This window comes from Azonexus sp. IMCC34839 (assembly GCF_047047955.1).
GTDB lineage: Bacteria > Pseudomonadota > Gammaproteobacteria > Burkholderiales > Rhodocyclaceae > Azonexus.
Genome location: NZ_CP150631.1, coordinates 3,081,916 through 3,099,012, shown reverse-complemented (window position 1 = coordinate 3,099,012; position 17,097 = coordinate 3,081,916). Strand labels below are relative to the sequence as shown.

Annotated in this window: 18 protein-coding genes; 13 read left to right on the top strand and 5 right to left on the bottom strand. The window is 62.5% G+C overall.

Features of this window, described 5'->3' with window-relative positions:
• Nucleotides 1-193: 193 nt before the first annotated feature.
• From WIF35_RS15160 to WIF35_RS15145, 4 genes are all read left to right on the top strand, one after another.
• Nucleotides 194-1,822 (top strand): methyl-accepting chemotaxis protein, encoded by a 1,629-nt coding sequence (locus WIF35_RS15160; protein WP_412479063.1) that lies wholly within the window; start codon nucleotides 194-196, stop codon nucleotides 1,820-1,822.
• 146 nt (nucleotides 1,823-1,968) lie between these two features.
• The gene (locus tag WIF35_RS15155) at nucleotides 1,969-2,316 is read left to right on the top strand and encodes a GFA family protein (RefSeq protein ID WP_412479062.1); all 348 of its coding nucleotides are present in this window, start codon (nucleotides 1,969-1,971) and stop codon (nucleotides 2,314-2,316) included.
• A gap of 14 nt (nucleotides 2,317-2,330) precedes the next feature.
• Nucleotides 2,331-2,714, top strand: a complete 384-nt coding sequence (locus tag WIF35_RS15150; protein ID WP_412479061.1) for a nuclear transport factor 2 family protein — start codon at nucleotides 2,331-2,333, stop codon at nucleotides 2,712-2,714.
• A gap of 10 nt (nucleotides 2,715-2,724) precedes the next feature.
• Nucleotides 2,725-3,168 carry a GNAT family N-acetyltransferase gene (locus tag WIF35_RS15145; protein WP_412479060.1) on the top strand — a complete coding sequence of 148 codons (444 nt, stop codon included), beginning with the start codon at nucleotides 2,725-2,727 and terminating at the stop codon, nucleotides 3,166-3,168.
• 59 nt (nucleotides 3,169-3,227) lie between these two features.
• Here the strand turns inward: WIF35_RS15145 and WIF35_RS15140 are convergent, their stop codons facing one another.
• Entirely contained in the window at nucleotides 3,228-3,485 is a 258-nt protein-coding gene (locus WIF35_RS15140; protein ID WP_412479059.1) for a hypothetical protein, read from the bottom strand.
• Between the two features lie 210 nt (nucleotides 3,486-3,695).
• Here WIF35_RS15140 and trhA point away from each other — a divergent pair, with 210 nt between their 5' ends.
• A complete protein-coding gene (gene trhA, locus WIF35_RS15135) occupies nucleotides 3,696-4,313 on the top strand; it encodes a PAQR family membrane homeostasis protein TrhA (protein WP_412479058.1) in 618 nt (205 codons plus the stop codon).
• Between the two features lie 16 nt (nucleotides 4,314-4,329).
• Nucleotides 4,330-5,175: an alpha/beta hydrolase gene (locus WIF35_RS15130; protein ID WP_412479057.1), complete on the top strand. Its 846-nt coding sequence runs from the start codon at nucleotides 4,330-4,332 to the stop codon at nucleotides 5,173-5,175.
• Here WIF35_RS15130 and WIF35_RS15125 read toward each other — a convergent pair whose 3' ends face one another.
• A complete protein-coding gene (locus WIF35_RS15125; RefSeq protein WP_412479056.1) occupies nucleotides 5,176-5,736 on the bottom strand; it encodes a flavodoxin in 561 nt (186 codons plus the stop codon).
• A gap of 93 nt (nucleotides 5,737-5,829) precedes the next feature.
• On the opposite strand from WIF35_RS15125, the gene WIF35_RS15120 reads away from it, so the two are divergent.
• Nucleotides 5,830-6,114, top strand: coding sequence for a hypothetical protein (locus WIF35_RS15120; protein ID WP_412479055.1), 285 nt, complete (start codon nucleotides 5,830-5,832; stop codon nucleotides 6,112-6,114).
• A gap of 85 nt (nucleotides 6,115-6,199) precedes the next feature.
• On the opposite strand, the gene WIF35_RS15115 is transcribed toward WIF35_RS15120, so the two are convergent.
• Nucleotides 6,200-6,949, bottom strand: coding sequence for a dinitrogenase iron-molybdenum cofactor biosynthesis protein (locus WIF35_RS15115; protein WP_412479054.1), 750 nt, complete (start codon nucleotides 6,947-6,949; stop codon nucleotides 6,200-6,202).
• A gap of 162 nt (nucleotides 6,950-7,111) precedes the next feature.
• Here WIF35_RS15115 and WIF35_RS15110 point away from each other — a divergent pair, with 162 nt between their 5' ends.
• Both WIF35_RS15110 and WIF35_RS15105 read left to right on the top strand, forming a co-directional pair.
• Nucleotides 7,112-8,776, top strand: a complete 1,665-nt coding sequence (locus WIF35_RS15110) for a SagB/ThcOx family dehydrogenase (RefSeq protein ID WP_412479053.1) — start codon at nucleotides 7,112-7,114, stop codon at nucleotides 8,774-8,776.
• A complete protein-coding gene (locus WIF35_RS15105; protein WP_412479052.1) occupies nucleotides 8,773-9,213 on the top strand; it encodes an ankyrin repeat domain-containing protein in 441 nt (146 codons plus the stop codon). Before WIF35_RS15110 ends, WIF35_RS15105 begins: the two co-directional genes overlap by 4 nt.
• A gap of 58 nt (nucleotides 9,214-9,271) precedes the next feature.
• On the opposite strand, the gene WIF35_RS15100 is transcribed toward WIF35_RS15105, so the two are convergent.
• Nucleotides 9,272-12,460, bottom strand: coding sequence for an EAL domain-containing protein (locus tag WIF35_RS15100; RefSeq protein WP_412479051.1), 3,189 nt, complete (start codon nucleotides 12,458-12,460; stop codon nucleotides 9,272-9,274).
• 156 nt (nucleotides 12,461-12,616) lie between these two features.
• Nucleotides 12,617-13,024, bottom strand: coding sequence for a fluoride efflux transporter CrcB (crcB, locus tag WIF35_RS15095; protein ID WP_412479050.1), 408 nt, complete (start codon nucleotides 13,022-13,024; stop codon nucleotides 12,617-12,619).
• Nucleotides 13,025-13,093: 69 nt separating this feature from the next.
• Here crcB and WIF35_RS15090 point away from each other — a divergent pair, with 69 nt between their 5' ends.
• From WIF35_RS15090 to pyrF, 4 genes are read left to right on the top strand one after another with little or no spacing between them, the layout of a single operon-like run.
• Entirely contained in the window at nucleotides 13,094-14,893 is a 1,800-nt protein-coding gene (locus WIF35_RS15090) for a glutamine--tRNA ligase/YqeY domain fusion protein (RefSeq protein ID WP_412479049.1), read from the top strand.
• A gap of 1 nt (nucleotide 14,894) precedes the next feature.
• Nucleotides 14,895-15,095 carry a hypothetical protein gene (locus tag WIF35_RS15085; protein WP_412479048.1) on the top strand — a complete coding sequence of 67 codons (201 nt, stop codon included), beginning with the start codon at nucleotides 14,895-14,897 and terminating at the stop codon, nucleotides 15,093-15,095.
• A gap of 2 nt (nucleotides 15,096-15,097) precedes the next feature.
• Nucleotides 15,098-16,279, top strand: coding sequence for an Eco57I restriction-modification methylase domain-containing protein (locus WIF35_RS15080; protein WP_412479047.1), 1,182 nt, complete (start codon nucleotides 15,098-15,100; stop codon nucleotides 16,277-16,279).
• Nucleotides 16,276-17,088: an orotidine-5'-phosphate decarboxylase gene (pyrF, locus tag WIF35_RS15075; protein WP_412479046.1), complete on the top strand. Its 813-nt coding sequence runs from the start codon at nucleotides 16,276-16,278 to the stop codon at nucleotides 17,086-17,088. The genes WIF35_RS15080 and pyrF overlap by 4 nt, the downstream gene beginning before the upstream one ends.
• Nucleotides 17,089-17,097 lie beyond the last annotated feature (9 nt).

Here is a 17,097-nt window from a genome sequence, read left to right as displayed (position 1 = left end):
AAAACGCCCCCATCAGCATCCTCCAACTGAAAGAATACGTTGCCCCACTCAGGAGTGGATGAATCACCTTTTCCGATTCTCCCGAACAACACGAAACATTCACTGCCCCGATCAGCTAGACAAGCTGACCTGCTCGTCATAGTCTTGACGTAAAAAAGCTGTCTGGAACAACAATAACTTTCGGAGACAAACCATGGGTTTCTTCAGCTTCACAAGCATGAAGGGGCGGCTAACCCTTTCAGTACTTGTCGCATTGCTCGGCCTCATTCTTCTCGGCGCATTCCAGGTTCTTCACCTACGCGCGCAATTGCTGGAAGACCGTAAGGCCACCTTGAACGCGGCCGTTGACATCGCGATCAGCACCGTCAAGGCATTCCACGAACAGGAAAGCAAAGGCGAACTCAGTCGGGCCGATGCCCAGAAGCACGCCATCGCAGCACTTCGTGGCATGCGCTACCTCGGTCCAGAATACTTTTACGCCTACGACAGCAAGGGGATGGGCGTTATGCACCCCATCCGCCCGGAGTACGTCGGCAAAAGTCACTGGGACCGCCAGGACAAACAGGGAAATTACACAGTCCGAGATCTGATCAAGACGGCACTCGACAAAACCGGTTTTACCGAAACACAAACCGCCAAGCCCGGCAGCGAGGCCTTAGTCCCGAAATTGCAGCGCGTCGAACACTTCGCCCCATGGGACTGGATCATCGGTACCGGGCTTTACATCGACGATCTGGACACCTTGTTCTATCAGCAGTTACGCAATGCCGCTATCGTCATTTGTCTGATCCTGGCGCTCGTCGGTGGAATCACCTGGTGGGTGGCACGCTCACTGCTGGCCCAAATCGGCGGCGAGCCGGCACTGGCTGTCGCAACCATGAGCAAGGTCGCCGCGGGCGACCTGACTGTTTCAATCGACCATACCGTGCCAGGCAGTCTGCTCAGCGAACTCAACCAGTTGGTCGGAGCGTTACGGAAGATGATGGCCAACATCACTCAGAATGCCGCCCAGGTGGCGAGCGCGGCACAGGAAATTTCCGACACTTCTGCCCGAGTAGCCGAAGCGGCTTCGGCCCAGACCGACGCGACACAAACAATGGCAGCCGCCATGGAGGAATTGACGGTTTCGATCACCCACGTGTCCGGCAATGCGGGGGAAACCGAGGAGCATGCCAGCAGCGCCGCCGAACTCGCCAATCAGGGCGAGCTCAGCGTCGTGACCGTTGCCGATAACATTGCGACGATGGCAGGAACCGTCAGCGACGCCGCGGAAAAAGTGCGCACCCTTGCTGCCAACGCCCAGGAGGTCGCTCGCATTGCTTCGGTAATCAAAGATATTGCCGGCCAGACCAACCTGCTTGCACTCAATGCCGCGATCGAGGCTGCCCGAGCAGGGGAACAGGGCCGTGGATTCGCTGTTGTCGCCGACGAAGTCCGTGTGCTGGCGGAGCGTACAGAGAAAGCAACCCTGGAAATTGCCGGCGTGGTTGACCGGATACAAAACGAAACCTTGAATGCAGCCCGCGTGATGGATGCCGCCCTGCCGGAAGCTGAACGGGCGAGAACCACCGCAGGAGAAACGACCGAACTGCTTCACCGCATCGCCGACGGCTCGAGAGCCGCACAGGGACTGGTTCGCGATGTCGCCGCATCGACGCGTGAACAGAGCCAGGCAAGTACGGCCCTGGCCCAGCAGGTAGAACGAATCGCTCATCAGGTAGAAGACACCGGGGAAAGCATGCGTACCACTGCTCAGGCCGCTCAGTCCTTGCTCGACACAGCCCGCAGCCTCAGTGCCGAAACGGCCCGATTCAGAGTCTAGCGCAGCCTAAGCCTCAAGCCGCGCAGGCATAATTTAGTAGTCTGTCCGCTCACGGGTAGCCCAGGCTACCCGTTTTCTTTCGTTCAAACGAAAGCGCGCGGCCAGCCGCGGTAAGATGATCTTGGGCAATCGTCAAGGAGCACACGATGAAATACAAGGGAAGCTGCCATTGCGGCCAGATCGCCTTTGAAGCCGAGGGCGAATTGAAGCAAGTAATCGACTGCAACTGTTCGATCTGCTCGCGCAAAGGATCGCTGCTGTGGATGGTGCCGCGCGGCAACCTGAATTTGCTGACGCCCGAAGCTGACATCGCCACCTACACCTTCGGCAAAGCGCACATCAAGCACCGCTTCTGCCCGCGCTGCGGCATCCATCCGTTTGGCGAAGGGACGGCGCCAAACGGCCAGCAGATGGCGGCGATCAACGTGCGCTGCCTGGAGGGTGTCGATTTCACCGCCTTGCCGGTGACTCATTTCAACGGCCGCGACCTCTAACCTGAGATAAAGCCTTGACCGCCGACGAGACGAGAAAGCTGATCGAGCGTTATCTCGACGCCTACAACCGCTTCGACATCACCGGCATGCTGGCGACGATGAGCCCCGATGTGCGTTTCGAGAATGTCGCCAACGGTAGCGTGACCGCCAGCACCGAGGGCCAGGCCGAACTACGCACCCTGGCCGAGCAATCGGCCGGCTTGTTTGCCAGCCGTTGCCAGAGGCTTCTGGCGTTTTCGCTCGATGGCGACACCGCCAGCGCCGAAATCGCTTTCTCCGCCATCCTGGCACAAAACCTGCCGAATGGTCCGAAGCGGGGCGAAAAGCTGGAGTTGCGGGGACGCACGGAATTCTGCCTGCGCGATGGGAAGATCTGCTCGATCCGGGATATCAGCTGAGCGACACGCCATGACGGAGAAAAACGCCTTCCACCTACGCCCCGCTCGCCCGGACGAACTCGACTGGGTCAATTCACGTTATGCCGAGATCGGCTTCCAACCCTCATCGGCCGAAGATTTCGTGGTGATTGCCGAGACCGCCGAGGGACGGGCCGGCCTCGGCCGGCTGGTGCGCATCGACAAGGCACAGGGTGAACTCGGCGGTATCTATGTGCTCCCGGAATTTCGCGGCAAGCATCTGGCGCAGGCCATTGTCGCCTACCTAGTCGAACACTCGCCGCACGCCCGCCTTTTCTGCATTCCCTTCGCTCACCTCTCGGGTTTCTATCAGGGCTTCGGTTTCGCTCATCCGACTGCCAGCGATGAAGTGCCGGCAGCGATTCTCCGAAAGGTCGATTGGTGCCGATGCAGCTATCCGGAAGCGGTTGACCTGCTGCTCCGAACCGGCAACTGAACAGCGCCCAATAAAAACGCCGCCCGCAGGCGGCGCAAGCTGCTACAGGTTATTTCAGCTTATTTCTTGACGCCCATCCATTGGGCGTTCTTGCCGTCCGTCGTCTTTTCGCAGACGACCGTGACGCCGGAAATCGAGGCCTTGGTGCCGACATCTTCGAACTTGCTGGCATCGCCGTTCCAGCACTGCGGTGCTTTCGGGGCAGGGGCAGCGGCAGCCGGGGCTGCCGGTTTTTCGGCCGGCGCTGGGGCCGGAGCTTGAGAGGCGCAAGCGCTCAGGCCGAGGGCAACGGCAGAGGTGGCGAGGAATGCACGCATGTAAATCTCCTGAACAATCTGGGCAATGAGTGATACGAACCAGGGCATTGTCTTACGCAAATATTGCAGTTTCATTGCAGGCCACATGCTCGCAGGATTGCCGGCGGCAACATTCGCTTACCCGCCGTCACGAACCGGAAACGCACTTTATTGTCATACGGCGCTAAGCTGCATTCATTGGCGCATGCTGGTGCGCGACAAGGAAACCTGATGTATCACGGAGAACGATTCAACGCCTGGACCCATCTGGTCGGCGCCCTCGCCGCGCTGACCGGCGCCATCTGGCTGATCGTCCTCGCCGCCGCCAGCGGCGATGGTCGCAAGCTGTTCAGCGTGGCCATCTACGGGGCGACGCTGGTCATGCTGTATAGCATTTCGACGGTCTATCACAGCGTGCGCGGCCGGGTGAAGCGGGTGCTACGCAAACTCGACCACCTGTCGATCTACCTGCTGATCGCTGGCAGCTACACGCCCTTCTGCCTGATCAGTCTGCGCGGGCCGTGGGGCTGGTCGCTGTTCGGCATCGTATGGACGCTGGCTATCGTCGGCATGTTGCAGGAAATCAAACCGCGCTCGGAAGCGCGCATCCTGTCGCTGGTCATCTATGCGGTAATGGGCTGGATCGTGCTGATCGCCGTCAAGCCGCTGCTCGCCAGCCTGGGGCTGGCCGGCTTCCTTTGGCTGGCTGCCGGCGGTGTCGCCTACACCGTGGGCATCGTCTTTTTTGCCTTCGACGAGCGTTTCCGCCACTGGCACGGCATCTGGCACCTGTTCGTGATCGCCGGCAGCCTGCTGCACTTCATCGCCATCCTGTTCTACGTTCTGTAACCCAGCCCCAAAGCCCATGCCCCTGCACCGAATCCTCCTCTCCTTGCTGCTCGGCAGCCACCTGGCCGCCGCCATTGCCGCCGACAGCCCCACCCTGCGCGACGTGCCCTACGGCCACGCGCCGGAACAACGTTTCGACCTCTACGCCCCGGCACAGGCCGGCGATGCGCCCTTGATCCTGATGGTGCATGGCGGCGGCTGGCGGCGTGGCGACAAGGACATGAGCCGGGTAGTGGATAACAAGGTCGAACGCTGGCTGCCGCGCGGCCTGGCCTTCGTCACCATCAATTACCGCATGCAGCCGGAAGCGCCGCCGCTGGAACAGGCGCGCGACGTGGCGCGAGCGCTGGCCGCCGTACAGCAAAAAGGGCCCAAAACCGGCGTGCACCGCAGCAATATCGTTCTGATGGGCCATTCGGCCGGCGCCCACCTGATCGCCCTGCTCGCCGCCCGCCCGGAACTGCTCGCCGAAGCCGGGGCCGAGCCGCCCAAGGGCTATGTGCTGCTCGACAGCGGCGCACTCGACGTGCCGGCGATCATGAACACCCGCCACTTCCGCCTCTACGACCGCGCCTTCGGCGACAATCCGGCGGATTGGCTGGCGGCGTCGCCCTACCAGCAACTCGCCAAGCCCAGTGCGCCCATCCTCGCCGTCTGCTCCAGCCAGCGGCGCGATTCCTGCCAGCAGGCCCAGGCCTTTGTCGCCAAAGCGCGGCAACTGGGTACGAGCGCCGATGTCCTGCCCATCGCCAAGTCGCACGGCGAAATCAACGCCGACCTGGGCAGCGACCCGGCCTATACCGCCAGCGTCGAGCGCTTCCTCAGCAGCCTGTCGCCGGCGCTGGCCGAGCGTTTGCGCTGATCAGGCGGCCGCTGTCAGCTTTTCCAGCAACTGTGGCTTGATGACTTCCAGCCACTTCGCGATACGTTCGTCGGTGAACATGCCCTGCGTGCGCTGGTCGATGATCAGGCCGAGGAAGCGGCCGTCGACCACGGCAGCGGATTGCTCGAAGGTATAGCCTTCGGTCGAGGTGTCCCCGACGATTTCCGCCCCCCAGCCCTTGAACTTCATCACCAGCGGGTAGAGCGAGCTGCAAAAGCGGTCGGCGTAGCGTTCCTGCGCGCCAAGGCCGAAAAAGGCGATGCGCTTGCCGGTGAAATCGGGGGCTTCCGGCATCTTGTCGAAAAACTCCGCCCAATTCGGCTCGAAGCAGCCGGAGGCGCCGTGACCGGGAATCTCGCCGATGCCGTAGCTCGGCGTACCGAGGATCAGGGCGTCGTATTGCATCATCTCTTCCGGGGTGATGCGATTGACGTTGATCGGCTTGTCGCAAATCTCATCGCCGATCATCTTGTGCATTTTCTTGGCCACCAACCGCGTGGTGCCGGTTTCGGTGCCGAAAAACAGGCCGATCTTGTTCATGTGCGCTCCCGGATTTCAAAACGAAGGGGTGGCACGCGCATTGCACGCCACCGGTTGAACGAGTGGCCGCCGTCGCTTTTGCGACAACGGCCGATGATTAGCCCCCTGACGGAGTTCCGCATGACCACCACCCTCGACTGCAAGGGCCAGCCCGTCGCCGCCGGCGACCGGGTGCGCGTGCTCGACATCACCCCGGACCGCAGCCTCGAAGAGGACGTGCTGGAAATGTTCATGGACATGATCGGCTCGCGTTGCGACGTCGAACGCATCGATGCCGACGGCACCGCCTGGGTGGCGGTGTGGTGGAACGGCGACGAAGGCACGCAGGTGACCCTGCTCGGCCTCGAACCGCACCAGATGGAGCGGCTGGCCGCCTGAACGGCAAGCCGCCCCGCCCCCGGTCTCGCCCGGCGACTGCCAGCCGCGGGGGCAGGACGTTGCGTGCGCGCCATCGCCAAAGGGCTCATTCCTCGACCGTCGCCGCTTCGTCCTGCGCGCTGTAGTTCTTGAGGCGCTTTTCGGCGGCGACGCCGAGAATCTTCAACAACCAGGGCGGCGGGGAGTTCGTCATCGCCTGCTGGAACGGCGCCAGCACTTCAACCGCCGGGCCGCCGTCGGGAATCTTGATCGGATAGATATCGGCGCGGATCACCTTGGCTGCTGCCGGGCCACCGATGGAAACCACGTAGCAGACATGGCAATCGCCGATCAGCTGGGCGCGCCACAGGTTCTTGTCCTCGGCCAGATCGGCATCCATCGTGTCGCGAATATCGACCAGGCGAATCTCGGTCGGCGACACCTGATAAACGAGAAAGCGCAGGCAGGAGCCGAAATGGCCGGAGAGCAGGTCGCCCTTGTCGGAGGCAATCGCCACGCGCACCGAGCCGGGCATTTCGCCTTCCTCGTAAGACTCAATCTTGGGCAGCGAATCGTCGCCCTGCGTTTCGCCCCACAGGATGCGCACGGCCAGTTTCATCGCCTCCAGGCCGATGCCGATATCCTCACCATCCTCTTCGCCATCGGCGCTGGCGAAGCCGGTTTTCAGCATGGTGACGGTGACCTGGCGCAGCTTTTCCTCGTCGATCTCGTCGCCTAGGCGACGCATCAGCAATTCGAGCAGGGCAGGCAGCGTGGCATTGGGCATGGCGCGCGCCGCCAGGGCGATGCGCAGCGCCGCCTCGCGGGTAATCGGCGGTGTTTTCGCTTCTTCCATGGTTTTCTCCGTTGTCAGGGTTGGGGGTTTTGTTTGAACGTTTGCTTTTTCCCCGGTCTGATGCAGAGACAGTGCCAGCCCGCGCAATCGGCCTAACTGACTGATTTCACGCGGGCATGGCGCTTGCTGATTGCCTAGCGACCCCTGCAGAAAGCGCTTTTCATGTCGGAAACCCCACACACCTCGCCCGCACCGGGCGAACTGGCGCGCGCCTACCACGCCCGCACCAAGCATCGCTTCGAAGCCTTTGCCGAAGGTCCCGGCCAACTCGACTGGGATGCCCAGCCGGCCGCCTTTCGCCATTACGTCGGCGCGCCGGTGCTCGACCTGCCGCTGGCGGCGGAGCGCTTCGAACGCAGCTACGGTGCACTGCCGCACAAGCCGAAAAATGAAATCGCCCCCGACCTGGCCAGCCTGAGCGCCCTGCTCGAACTCAGCTTCGGCCTCTCGGCCTGGAAAAGCTGGGGGCCGAGCCGCTGGGCGCTGCGCTGCAATCCCTCCTCGGGCAACCTGCACCCGGTCGAAGCCTACGTCTTCAGCGCCGGCCTGCCCGGCGTAGCGGATGGCCTGCATCACTACGACCCCGAACAGCACGCCCTCGAAGGCCGCGCCCTGCGACCGCCTGCCGGCGAGCGCTGGCTGGCGGTCGGGCTCTCCAGCGTCATGTGGCGCGAAGCATGGAAATACGGCGAACGCGCCTTCCGCTATTGCCAGCTCGATGTCGGCCACGCCGTCGGCGCGCTGGCCTACGCCGCCGCCCTGCTCGGCTGGGAAATCGCGCCGCTGGCCCGCCCCGGCGACGAACTCGCCGCCGCCCTCGGCCTCGACCGCGAGGCCGACTTTCCCGCCACGCGCTACGCCTACACAGAACGGGAAGAGCCGGAAATCCTGCTCGCCCTCCGCGCGCCCGGTTTGGGCGATCCGGCAAACGACCTGCCCGGCTGGCTCGCCGCGGCCGACTGGCAAGGCCAGCCCAGCCAGATCGACCCCGCTCCCGGCTACCGCTGGCCTGTCATCGACAAAACCGCCGCCGCCAGCCGACTGCTGCGGTGCACACCCCAAAACGGGCAAAAACCGTGGGCCTTTCCCGACTATCCGCCGCTACCTGCACACACCACGCCCCACGGTGCAGCCGAGTTGATCCGCCAGCGGCGCAGCGGCCAGCGCTTTGACCCCAAAACCACGCTCGATAAGGCCGCCTTCTACCGCCTGCTCGAGGCCACGCTGCCCCGCCCGCTCGCCCCCTTCTCCGGCCAGGAAGCCGCGCCGGCCATCCACCTGCTGCTTTTCGTCTTGCGTGTCGATGGCCTGCCGCCAGGGCTCTATCTGCTGCCGCGCACGCCTGACGCCGGAGCAGCCGCCGAAGCGCTGGGTGCGGCCGATCAACGCTTCGCCGGGCGCTGCCTGGTCGCCGACATCGATGAGGCTTGCCCGCCCCACCTCGGCCTGACGCTGCTCGGCGCTCTTGGCTTGCAGGAAGTGCAACGCCTCGCCCGTGCCCTTTCTTGCCATCAGGACATTGCCGCGACCAGCGCCTTCTCGCTCGGCATGCTGGCCGACTTCGCCACCGTCGCCGACGACTACGCCTACCGCGCCCTGCTGCGCGAGGCCGGGCTGATCGGCCAGGCGCTCTACCTCGAAGCGGAAGCGGCCGGCGTGCGCGGCACCGGCATCGGCTGCTTCTTCGACGACCCGGTGCATCAAGCCGTTGGCCTGACCGATCCGCGCTGGCAAAGCGTCTATCACTTCACCGTCGGCACGCCCATCGTCGACGCCCGCCTCGAAACCTCGCCGCCCTATCCCGATAAACAACGAGATCAACCATGACTCCGACGCTCGCCGCCTTCCTCGATCAACACGGTTTTCCCCACGACAATCTCTCCGCCCCGCAAGCCGACGGCCGCTTCACGCCGCTGATGCGCGCCTGCAAGGAAGGCCGGCGCGACGTCGTCGATGAATTGCTCAGCCTCGGCGTCGATCTCGCCGTACTCAACACAGACGGCTGCAATGCGCTCTGGCTGGCCTGCTACCACGGCGACCACGGCATCATCCAGCGCCTGATCGACGCCGGCATCGCCCTCGACAACCAGAACGGCAACGGCGCCACCGCCTTGATGTACGTGTCGTCCAACAGCAAGCCCGACCTAGTGAAACTGCTGCTGAAAAACGGGGCCAACCCCAAGCTGAAGAATTTCGACGATTTCAGCGCGCTCGACCTGGCGGCTTCCATCGACTGCCTGAAGTTGCTAAAGCAGGCCGCTTGACCGCAAAAACACTCACTGCTGCGGTGTACTGCCCGAAAACGGCAAAAAACGGGGCGCTTTATTCGCCGGCCAGCGAGCGCTCGACGAAGGCCAGGAATTCGTCGCGTGGCATTGGCTTGGCGTAGTAGTAACCCTGCAGCATGTCGCAGCCGAAGCGCAGCAGCATGTCGCGCTGCTCGGCGGTTTCGACGCCTTCGGCAACGGTACGCAGGCCAAGCTTGTGCGCCATGACGATGGTCGCTTCGGCAATCGCCGCGTCGCCCTGATCGGTGACCAGATCGCGCACGAAGCTGCGGTCGATCTTCAGGTAATCGATGGGGTATTTCTTCAGGTAGGCCATGGCGGAATAGCCGGTACCGAAGTCGTCCAGCGCAATTTCGATGCCGGCCGCGCGGAAGCCCTCGAGGCGTTCGGCCACATGCATGCGGTCGTCGAGCAAGAGGCCCTCGGTGATCTCGACGCCGATATGGTGCGGCGCCAACTCGATGGCCGCCAGGTAGTCCAGCCAGCCGGATTCGCCCCCCTCCTTGACGAACTGGCGCGGCGACATGTTGACGCTGATCTGGCATGGTCCCTGTCCATCCGGCAGCTTGTCACGCCAGGCGCGTGCCGTCAGCGCCGCCTGCTGGAAGATCCAGTCGCCGATGCCGCCGATCAGCCCGGCCTCCTCGGCAATCGGGATGAATAGATTTGGCGGAACCAAGCCTCTTTCCGGGTGCTGCCAGCGTAGCAACCCTTCGGCCTTGACCAGACGGCCGCTGGCCGCATCGACGATGGGTTGGAAATGCAGCGCCAGTTGGTCGCCGGCCAAGGCACCACGCAAATCGCGCGACAGCTTGAGACGCAATTCGGCACTTTGCTGCATCGACGGCGTGAAGAAGCAGAAGCCATTGCGTCCCATTTCCTTGGCCGCGTACATCGCCTGGTCGGCACAACTGAGCAGGGTATCGGGTGAAGAAGCATCGCTGGGAAAACAGGCGATCCCAATGCTGGCCGAGACAAAAGCCTGATGACCATCGAGATCGAACGGTATCTCAAGATCATGGACGATGGTTTGGGCGACACGAGCGCTTTGCGCTGGATCGTTGCCGATTTCGGACAAGATGATCACGAACTCGTCGCCCCCCAGGCGGGCAACCAGGTCAGTCGCCCGGACCGCCTTACTGATACGCCGTGCAGCCTCGATCAGCAGTTCGTCGCCGTATTCGTGGCCAAGCGAGTCGTTCACCTCTTTAAAGCGATCGAGGTCGATGAACAGCAGAGCTCCCCCCTGGCCACTACGAGCCGAACGCTGCAATTCTTCACGCAGGCGCTGGTTGAAATGACTGCGGTTGGGCAAACCGGTCAAGGTGTCGATGCTGGCCTGGACACGCAGCTTTTCCTCGATCCGGTTGCGTTCGATGGCAACCACCGCCAGGTGATGTGCCTGACGGATCGATTCCATTTGGGGGGTATTTGGCAGCCCGGGCTTGCGCTGGTAGATGCCAAAAACCCCCAGTACCTTGCCGCCGCGCTCGGTAATCGGGAATGACCAGCAAGCCCGTAACCCGGCCTCCAACGGCAAGTCACGATAGCGCGCCCAGTAAGGATGTGTCGCGATATCGTCGACAAAGACCTCTTCGCCACTCCAAGCCGCGGTCCCGCAAGAACCGACGCCATGCCCGATCCGGACCCCATTGATCCCGTTGGCGTATTTCTCGGGCAGATTCGGCGCAGCCGCGATATATAAGCGCTCGCCCTTTTCGTCGAGCAACATGATGCTGCTGAGGAAATCCCGATTGGCCTGCTCCAGATATCGCGCCACCAAGTCCAGAACCTCGCCAAGAGGAGCGCCCAGGCTCAGGCGCTCGAGAATATGGACCCGTGCTCTCTCCAGTTCCTCCTGGCGCCGCAGGACGCTGACATCGTGCCCAAAACCCAGCACGCTGACGACGCTCCCATCTCGCCCGAACTCGGGCACCAAGCGATAGATCAGGCTGTTGCGCATCCCGCTGTCGTCGAGGTACTCCAACTGAAACTGTTCGGAGGTCGCATTATCGAATACGCGTTGCAGAACAGTGGAAAACTCGTCAGCGCTCATGTTTTGCGCCAGCCAGCCATGGCCTAGCGCTTTCCCTCGCAATTCTCCCGGCGCCGCACCCACCATCCGATCGAATGCCGGGTTGCTGAAAATGCGCGTCAGATCCCGGCTATAGCGCACGATGACTTCGGGGGAATTCTCGACCAGCGTCCGGAATTCCTGCTCGCGCAACGCCAACGTTTCTTCGAGCTGCTTGCGCTCGGTAATGTCGCGATAGATGCCGATCAGACGATGGATGCGCCCAGCTTCATTACGCATGGGAACTTGAACCGCTTCGAAGTGGCGGACGATGCCCTCTCCCTCGAAAACCGTCTCGTAACGAATCGGTTTTCCCGCCTCGATACAGCGCCGATAGTTTTCCTGCGCCCGGGCGGCTGAACTTGCGCTGACGAGTTCGTCCACGCGTTTTCCTCGCGCGACCTCAGCATTCAAGCCGATCATCCTCTCCATGGCGGGATTGCCACTGACCAGGCGAAAACCTCCGTCATCGGTGACATCGACCAAGGCCAGTCCATCCGGCATATGCAGGAACAACTCTTCGTATTCCTGGGCGGCAATCCGGCGCGATTGCTCCATCGCCAGCTTCTCCGCCATCACGGCATTCTGCAGGCGCTCGTTTTCGACGCTGACCGCAATGCTCTGCCACAACACACGATGACTGCGCTTGGCGGCCGCCCACAACAGCAACCAATAACCTAATACCGCCAGGGCAATGAAGATGCCGGTTTGCTCGAAACTGGACATGCGAATTGCCACTGGAATCAGGACCAGGGCAAGGAAGGGAATAATCGCGGCCGGCACAGAGGTATGCAGCATGCCGGCAGTCGCTGCCACGCCGGAGAGGAAAAGCAGCACGAACAGTGCTACGTAAATGTTTTCCGGCGAAAGAAAAAGGGCTGCGGCTATTCCCCAAACTCCCCCTGTCGTCACCAACCCCAGGGAGAAGCCGTTGATCCAGCTCTTCAGCTGGGGCGATGCCTTTTCCTCTTGCGACGAAATTTTCTGGAAGCGTTTCGCATGAAGCACGCGTACGGCCATCACGCTCCATTTGAGCGCCAGCCAACCCAGCAAAACCTGATGACTGAAATAGGGCCAAAGCACCGCGACAAACGCCAGCGATGCTGCCGATGTTCCCCAGGCGGCGACCCAGAAACCACGGTAAAGCATGTTCGCTCTCTGGCGCAACAGGCGGTAGGCAGTACTGCTGTCCAGCAGCTGCCGCGCCCCGTCATCGGTCTGAGATGTAGCCCCCACCATCACCTAGCGAATTATGAAATTTTGTTAGATTAAACAATTGTACATTGCTTAATCCGGGTCGGACAGTCACCCCCAGATACGGGTTGCCCCAACGGTCAACAAACCGAGATAAGTGGCGATCAACGAGCCCGCCATATGCACAGTGGCTAGACCGATAGCCAGACCCGGCTGACCGGCCAGCAGGCGCTCGACCACTTCGGCCGAGAAGGTGGAGAAGGTGGTCAGGCCACCGAGAAAGCCGGTGATGGCGAAGAGTTTCCAGGCCAGTGGAAAGTGGGTATTCAGATGGAACACGCCGACCGCGACACCGATCAGGTAGCCGCCAATGACGTTGGCTGCGAGCGTACCGAGCGGCAGGGCGATCAGTAGGGGATTCAACATCATGCCGAGCAACCAGCGCGCCCAAGCGCCCAAGGCGGCACCGAAGCCGATGGCGAGGAAATTGAGGGCGGAAAGTTGATGGGCGAACTGCATGGGCGAATTCTACTGCCCGATCCCGTCCGGGCGGTTAAAATAATGCGCTTAATCAAAGAGGTTCAACCCGTGAGCAGCCCCAACAAACCAGAAATCGCCCCCGCCGCCAATTTCATCAAGAACATCGTCGAGGCCGACCTCGCTGCCGGCAAGCACGCCCAACGCCGCTGGGCCGGCCAACCGGGCCTGGCCGCCACACATGCCGCCGCCCCGCTCGACCCGGCCAAGATTCGCACCCGCTTCCCGCCCGAGCCGAACGGCTACCTGCATTTCGGCCACGCCAAATCCATCCTGCTTAACTTCGGCCTGGCCAAGCAATTCGGCGGCCGCTGCCACCTGCGCTTCGACGACACCAACCCGGAGAAGGAAGAACAGGAATACGTCGATGCCATCGTCGATTCCGTCAAATGGCTGGGCTGCTCGTGGGAAACCGAGGGCGAAACCAATCTCTACCAGGCCTCCAATTACTTCGACTGGATGGCCCAGTTTGCCGAATACCTGATCTCCACCGGCAACGCCTACGTCGACAGCCAGTCGCCCGAGGAAATGCGTGCCAATCGCGGCACGCTGACCCAGCCGGGCAAGGATTCCCCATTCCGCGGCCGTTCCGCCGATGAGAACATGGATCTGTTCAAGCGCATGCAGCAGGGCGAATTCCCCGATGGCACGCACATCCTGCGCGCCAAGATCGACATGGCCTCGCCCAACATCAACATGCGCGACCCGGCGATCTACCGCATCCGCCACGCCACCCACCACAACACCGGCGACAAGTGGTGCGTCTATCCGATGTACACCTTCGCCCACCCGATCGAGGATGCGCTGGAGTGCATCACCCACTCGATCTGCACGCTCGAATTCGAAGACCAGCGCCCCTTCTACGACTGGTTGCTCGAGCGCCTGGCCGAAGGCGGCCTGCTGCAACGCCCGCTGCCGCAACAGATCGAGTTCTCCCGCCTGAACCTGACCTACATCGTGCTTTCCAAGCGCAAGCTGATCCAGCTCGTGCAGGAAAAACACGTCAACGGCTGGGACGACCCGCGCATGCCGACCCTGGTCGGCGCTCGCCGCCGCGGTTATTCGCCGGATGGCTTCAAGCTCTTCATGGAACGCGTCGGCGTCACCAAGAACGACTCGCTGATCGACTACGTCCTGTTCGAGGACGCCCAGCGCGAAGTGATGAACGAATCCGACGAGCGCCGCGTCGCCGTGCTCGACCCGCTGAAGCTGATCATCGACAACTACCCGGCAGGCCAGTTCGAGGACTGCGCCGTCACCAACCACCCGCTGCATCCGGAACTGGGCACGCGTACCATGCCCTTCGGCCGCGAACTGTGGATCGAGGGCGAAGACTTCCAGGAAGTCCCGGAAAAGGGCTTCCGCCGCCTCTTCCCCGGCAACAAGGCACGCCTGAAGTACGGCTACATCGTCGAATGCACCGGTTGCGACAAGGACGAAAACGGCAAGGTCATCGCCGTGCATTGCACCTACCTGCCCGACACCAAGTCCGGCACGCCGGGGGCCGATAGCGTCAAGGTCAAGGGCAACCTGCACTGGGTCTCCGCCGCTCACGCCTATCCCGCCGAAGTCCGCCTCTACGACCGCCTGTTCAGCGTCCCCGCCCCCGGCGCCCGCCGCGAAGGCGATGCACCGGAGCTGGAACGTGACTTCCTCGACGACCTGAACCCGGCTTCGAAGACCGTCATCACCGCCATGCTCGAACCGAGCCTGAAGGATGCACTGCCCGAGCAGCGCTTCCAGTTCGAGCGCCACGGCTACTTCGCCGCCGACCGCGTCGACTCCAAGCCTGGCGCACCGGTCTTCAATCGGGCCGTGACGCTCAAGGATTCGTGGGGCAAGGGCGCCTGAGATGGCTGGAAGCTGGGGTTGTCCGCATGAGGTTGCCGATCGCTGCACCAAGATCAACAACCTGCCGTGCAACCCCGGTATGAAGGGCTGCGAACTGGCCGGCCGTTATCGCTTCGTGGACGAGAGCAAGAACGAGCGCTACTGGGAAAAGAAGGCGCGCGAGCAAGCGGCCAAGCCCCATAGCAAGGACACCGACGCCTGAGCATGCAGCGTAACGTTGAACAACTTGGTCAGGTCTTCACGCCGCCCAATGTGGTGGCCTTCATGCTCGACCTTTGCCGGAACCAGGGACGCGTGCTCGAGCCATCGGCCGGCGACGGCGCCTTCTTCAGCACCCTGCGCCAGCGCGGGGCGGATTGTGTCGGCATCGAGATCGATTCCCGCGTCGCCCCCGAGGGTGCCGAGGTACGCGATTTCTTCACCTATCCGCTGAGCGAGCAGTTCGACACCATCGTCGGCAATCCGCCTTACGTCCGCTACCAGGATGTTGCGGTGCACACGCGAAAACGCCTGAAATCCGAGCTGTTCGACAAGCGCAGCAATCTCTTCCTGTTCTTCATCGAGAAGGCTGTGCGCCACCTGAAGCCAGGCGGCGAACTGGTCTTCATCGTGCCGCGCGAGTTCATCAAGCTGACCGCCGCCAAGAAGCTCAATGCCTGGCTCTACCAGCAGGGCAGCATCACGCACTTCTTCGAGACGGGCGATGTGCGCGTCTTCAACGGTGCGACGCCGAACTGCTGTATCTTCCGTTTCGAGAAGGGCCAGTTCAATCGGCGCATGGCCGACGGCCGCACCTTCACCGAGGTCGACGGCCAGCTGATGTTCCTGCGCGACGATTACCGCGTGCGCCTAGCCGACGTCTTCGACGTCAAGGTCGGGGCCGTTTCCGGGGCCGACCACCTCTTCGCCCACCCCAAGGGCAATATGGAATTCGTCTACTCGAAGACGGTCGACACCGGCGAAACGCGGCGCATGCTCTACGGCATCAAGCATCCGCATCTCGACAAGCACAAGGCCGAGTTGCTTGCTCGCCGTGTGCGCCAGTTCGACGAAACGAACTGGTGGCAATGGGGACGTGCCTTCCCGATCAGCGAAGCGCCGCGCATCTACGTCAATGGCCGCACGCGCCGGCCGGAGCCTTTCTTCCTGCACGATTGCGACGCCTACGACGGCTCCATCCTGGCGCTCTTCCCCAAGCACACCCGCATCAGTCGGCGCGACCTGATCGAATGCACGATGATGCTGAACAAGGAAGTGAACTGGCAGGAACTCGGCTTCGTCTGCGACGGCCGCTACCTGTTCACCCAGCGCAGCCTGCAGACCTGCCTGCTGCCCGACAAGTTTTCCCGATATCTCCCGCCCTTAGCGAAAAAGGACGCCGCATGACCTTCACCCAAACCCTCGCCGCCGCCTGGCAGAAGAACGACTCCCTGCTCTGCGTCGGCCTCGATCCCGACCCCGCCAAGTTTCCAGCCGAGCTCAAGGGTCGCGACGACCGCATCTTCGATTTCTGCAAGGCCATCGTCGATGCCACGGCCGACCTCGTCTGCTCGTTCAAGCCGCAGATCGCCTACTTCGCTGCCCGTCGCGCTGAAGACCAACTGGAAGCGCTGATCGCCCACATCCACGAAAAGCACCCCGGCATCCCGGTCATTCTCGACAGCAAGCGCGGCGACATCGGCTCCACCGCCGAGCAATACGCCGTCGAAGCGTTCGAGCGTTTCAAGGCCGACGCCGTAACGGTCAATCCCTACATGGGCCGCGATTCGGTGGAGCCCTACCTGGCCTACCCGGACAAGGGCGTCATCCTGCTCTGCCGCACGTCCAACCCCGGCGGCTCCGACCTGCAATTCCTCGATGTCGGTGGCGAGAAACTCTATGAACGCGTTGCTCGCCTGGCCGCCAAGGACTGGAACACCACCGGCCAGATCGGCCTCGTCGTCGGCGCCACTTTCCCGGCCGAAATCGCCCGCGTGCGCGAGATCGTCGGCGACGTGCCGCTGCTCGTACCGGGCATCGGCGCCCAGGGCGGCGACGTCGAAGCCACCGTCAAGGCCGGTCGTACTGCCAACAGCACCGGCCTGATGATCAACTCCTCGCGTGCCATCCTGTACGCCGGCAAGGACGAAAATTTCGCTGCCGCTGCCCGTCAGGCCGCTCTTGAAACGCGCGATTCGATCAATACATATCGCTAACTGACCCAC

Coding starts and splice junctions, on each gene's coding strand:
- WIF35_RS15120 (WP_412479055.1), top strand. CDS start 5,830: ATGATTAGCCCCCTGACGGAGTTCCGCATGACCACCACCCTCGACTGC.
- crcB (WP_412479050.1), bottom strand. CDS start 13,024: ATGCAGTTCGCCCATCAACTTTCCGCCCTCAATTTCCTCGCCATCGGC.
- WIF35_RS15160 (WP_412479063.1), top strand. CDS start 194: ATGGGTTTCTTCAGCTTCACAAGCATGAAGGGGCGGCTAACCCTTTCA.
- WIF35_RS15115 (WP_412479054.1), bottom strand. CDS start 6,949: ATGGAAGAAGCGAAAACACCGCCGATTACCCGCGAGGCGGCGCTGCGC.
- WIF35_RS15085 (WP_412479048.1), top strand. CDS start 14,895: ATGGCTGGAAGCTGGGGTTGTCCGCATGAGGTTGCCGATCGCTGCACC.
- WIF35_RS15140 (WP_412479059.1), bottom strand. CDS start 3,485: ATGCGTGCATTCCTCGCCACCTCTGCCGTTGCCCTCGGCCTGAGCGCT.
- WIF35_RS15105 (WP_412479052.1), top strand. CDS start 8,773: ATGACTCCGACGCTCGCCGCCTTCCTCGATCAACACGGTTTTCCCCAC.
- WIF35_RS15125 (WP_412479056.1), bottom strand. CDS start 5,736: ATGAACAAGATCGGCCTGTTTTTCGGCACCGAAACCGGCACCACGCGG.
- WIF35_RS15130 (WP_412479057.1), top strand. CDS start 4,330: ATGCCCCTGCACCGAATCCTCCTCTCCTTGCTGCTCGGCAGCCACCTG.
- pyrF (WP_412479046.1), top strand. CDS start 16,276: ATGACCTTCACCCAAACCCTCGCCGCCGCCTGGCAGAAGAACGACTCC.
- WIF35_RS15155 (WP_412479062.1), top strand. CDS start 1,969: ATGAAATACAAGGGAAGCTGCCATTGCGGCCAGATCGCCTTTGAAGCC.
- WIF35_RS15100 (WP_412479051.1), bottom strand. CDS start 12,460: ATGCTTTACCGTGGTTTCTGGGTCGCCGCCTGGGGAACATCGGCAGCA.
- WIF35_RS15080 (WP_412479047.1), top strand. CDS start 15,098: ATGCAGCGTAACGTTGAACAACTTGGTCAGGTCTTCACGCCGCCCAAT.
- WIF35_RS15110 (WP_412479053.1), top strand. CDS start 7,112: ATGTCGGAAACCCCACACACCTCGCCCGCACCGGGCGAACTGGCGCGC.
- WIF35_RS15145 (WP_412479060.1), top strand. CDS start 2,725: ATGACGGAGAAAAACGCCTTCCACCTACGCCCCGCTCGCCCGGACGAA.
- trhA (WP_412479058.1), top strand. CDS start 3,696: ATGTATCACGGAGAACGATTCAACGCCTGGACCCATCTGGTCGGCGCC.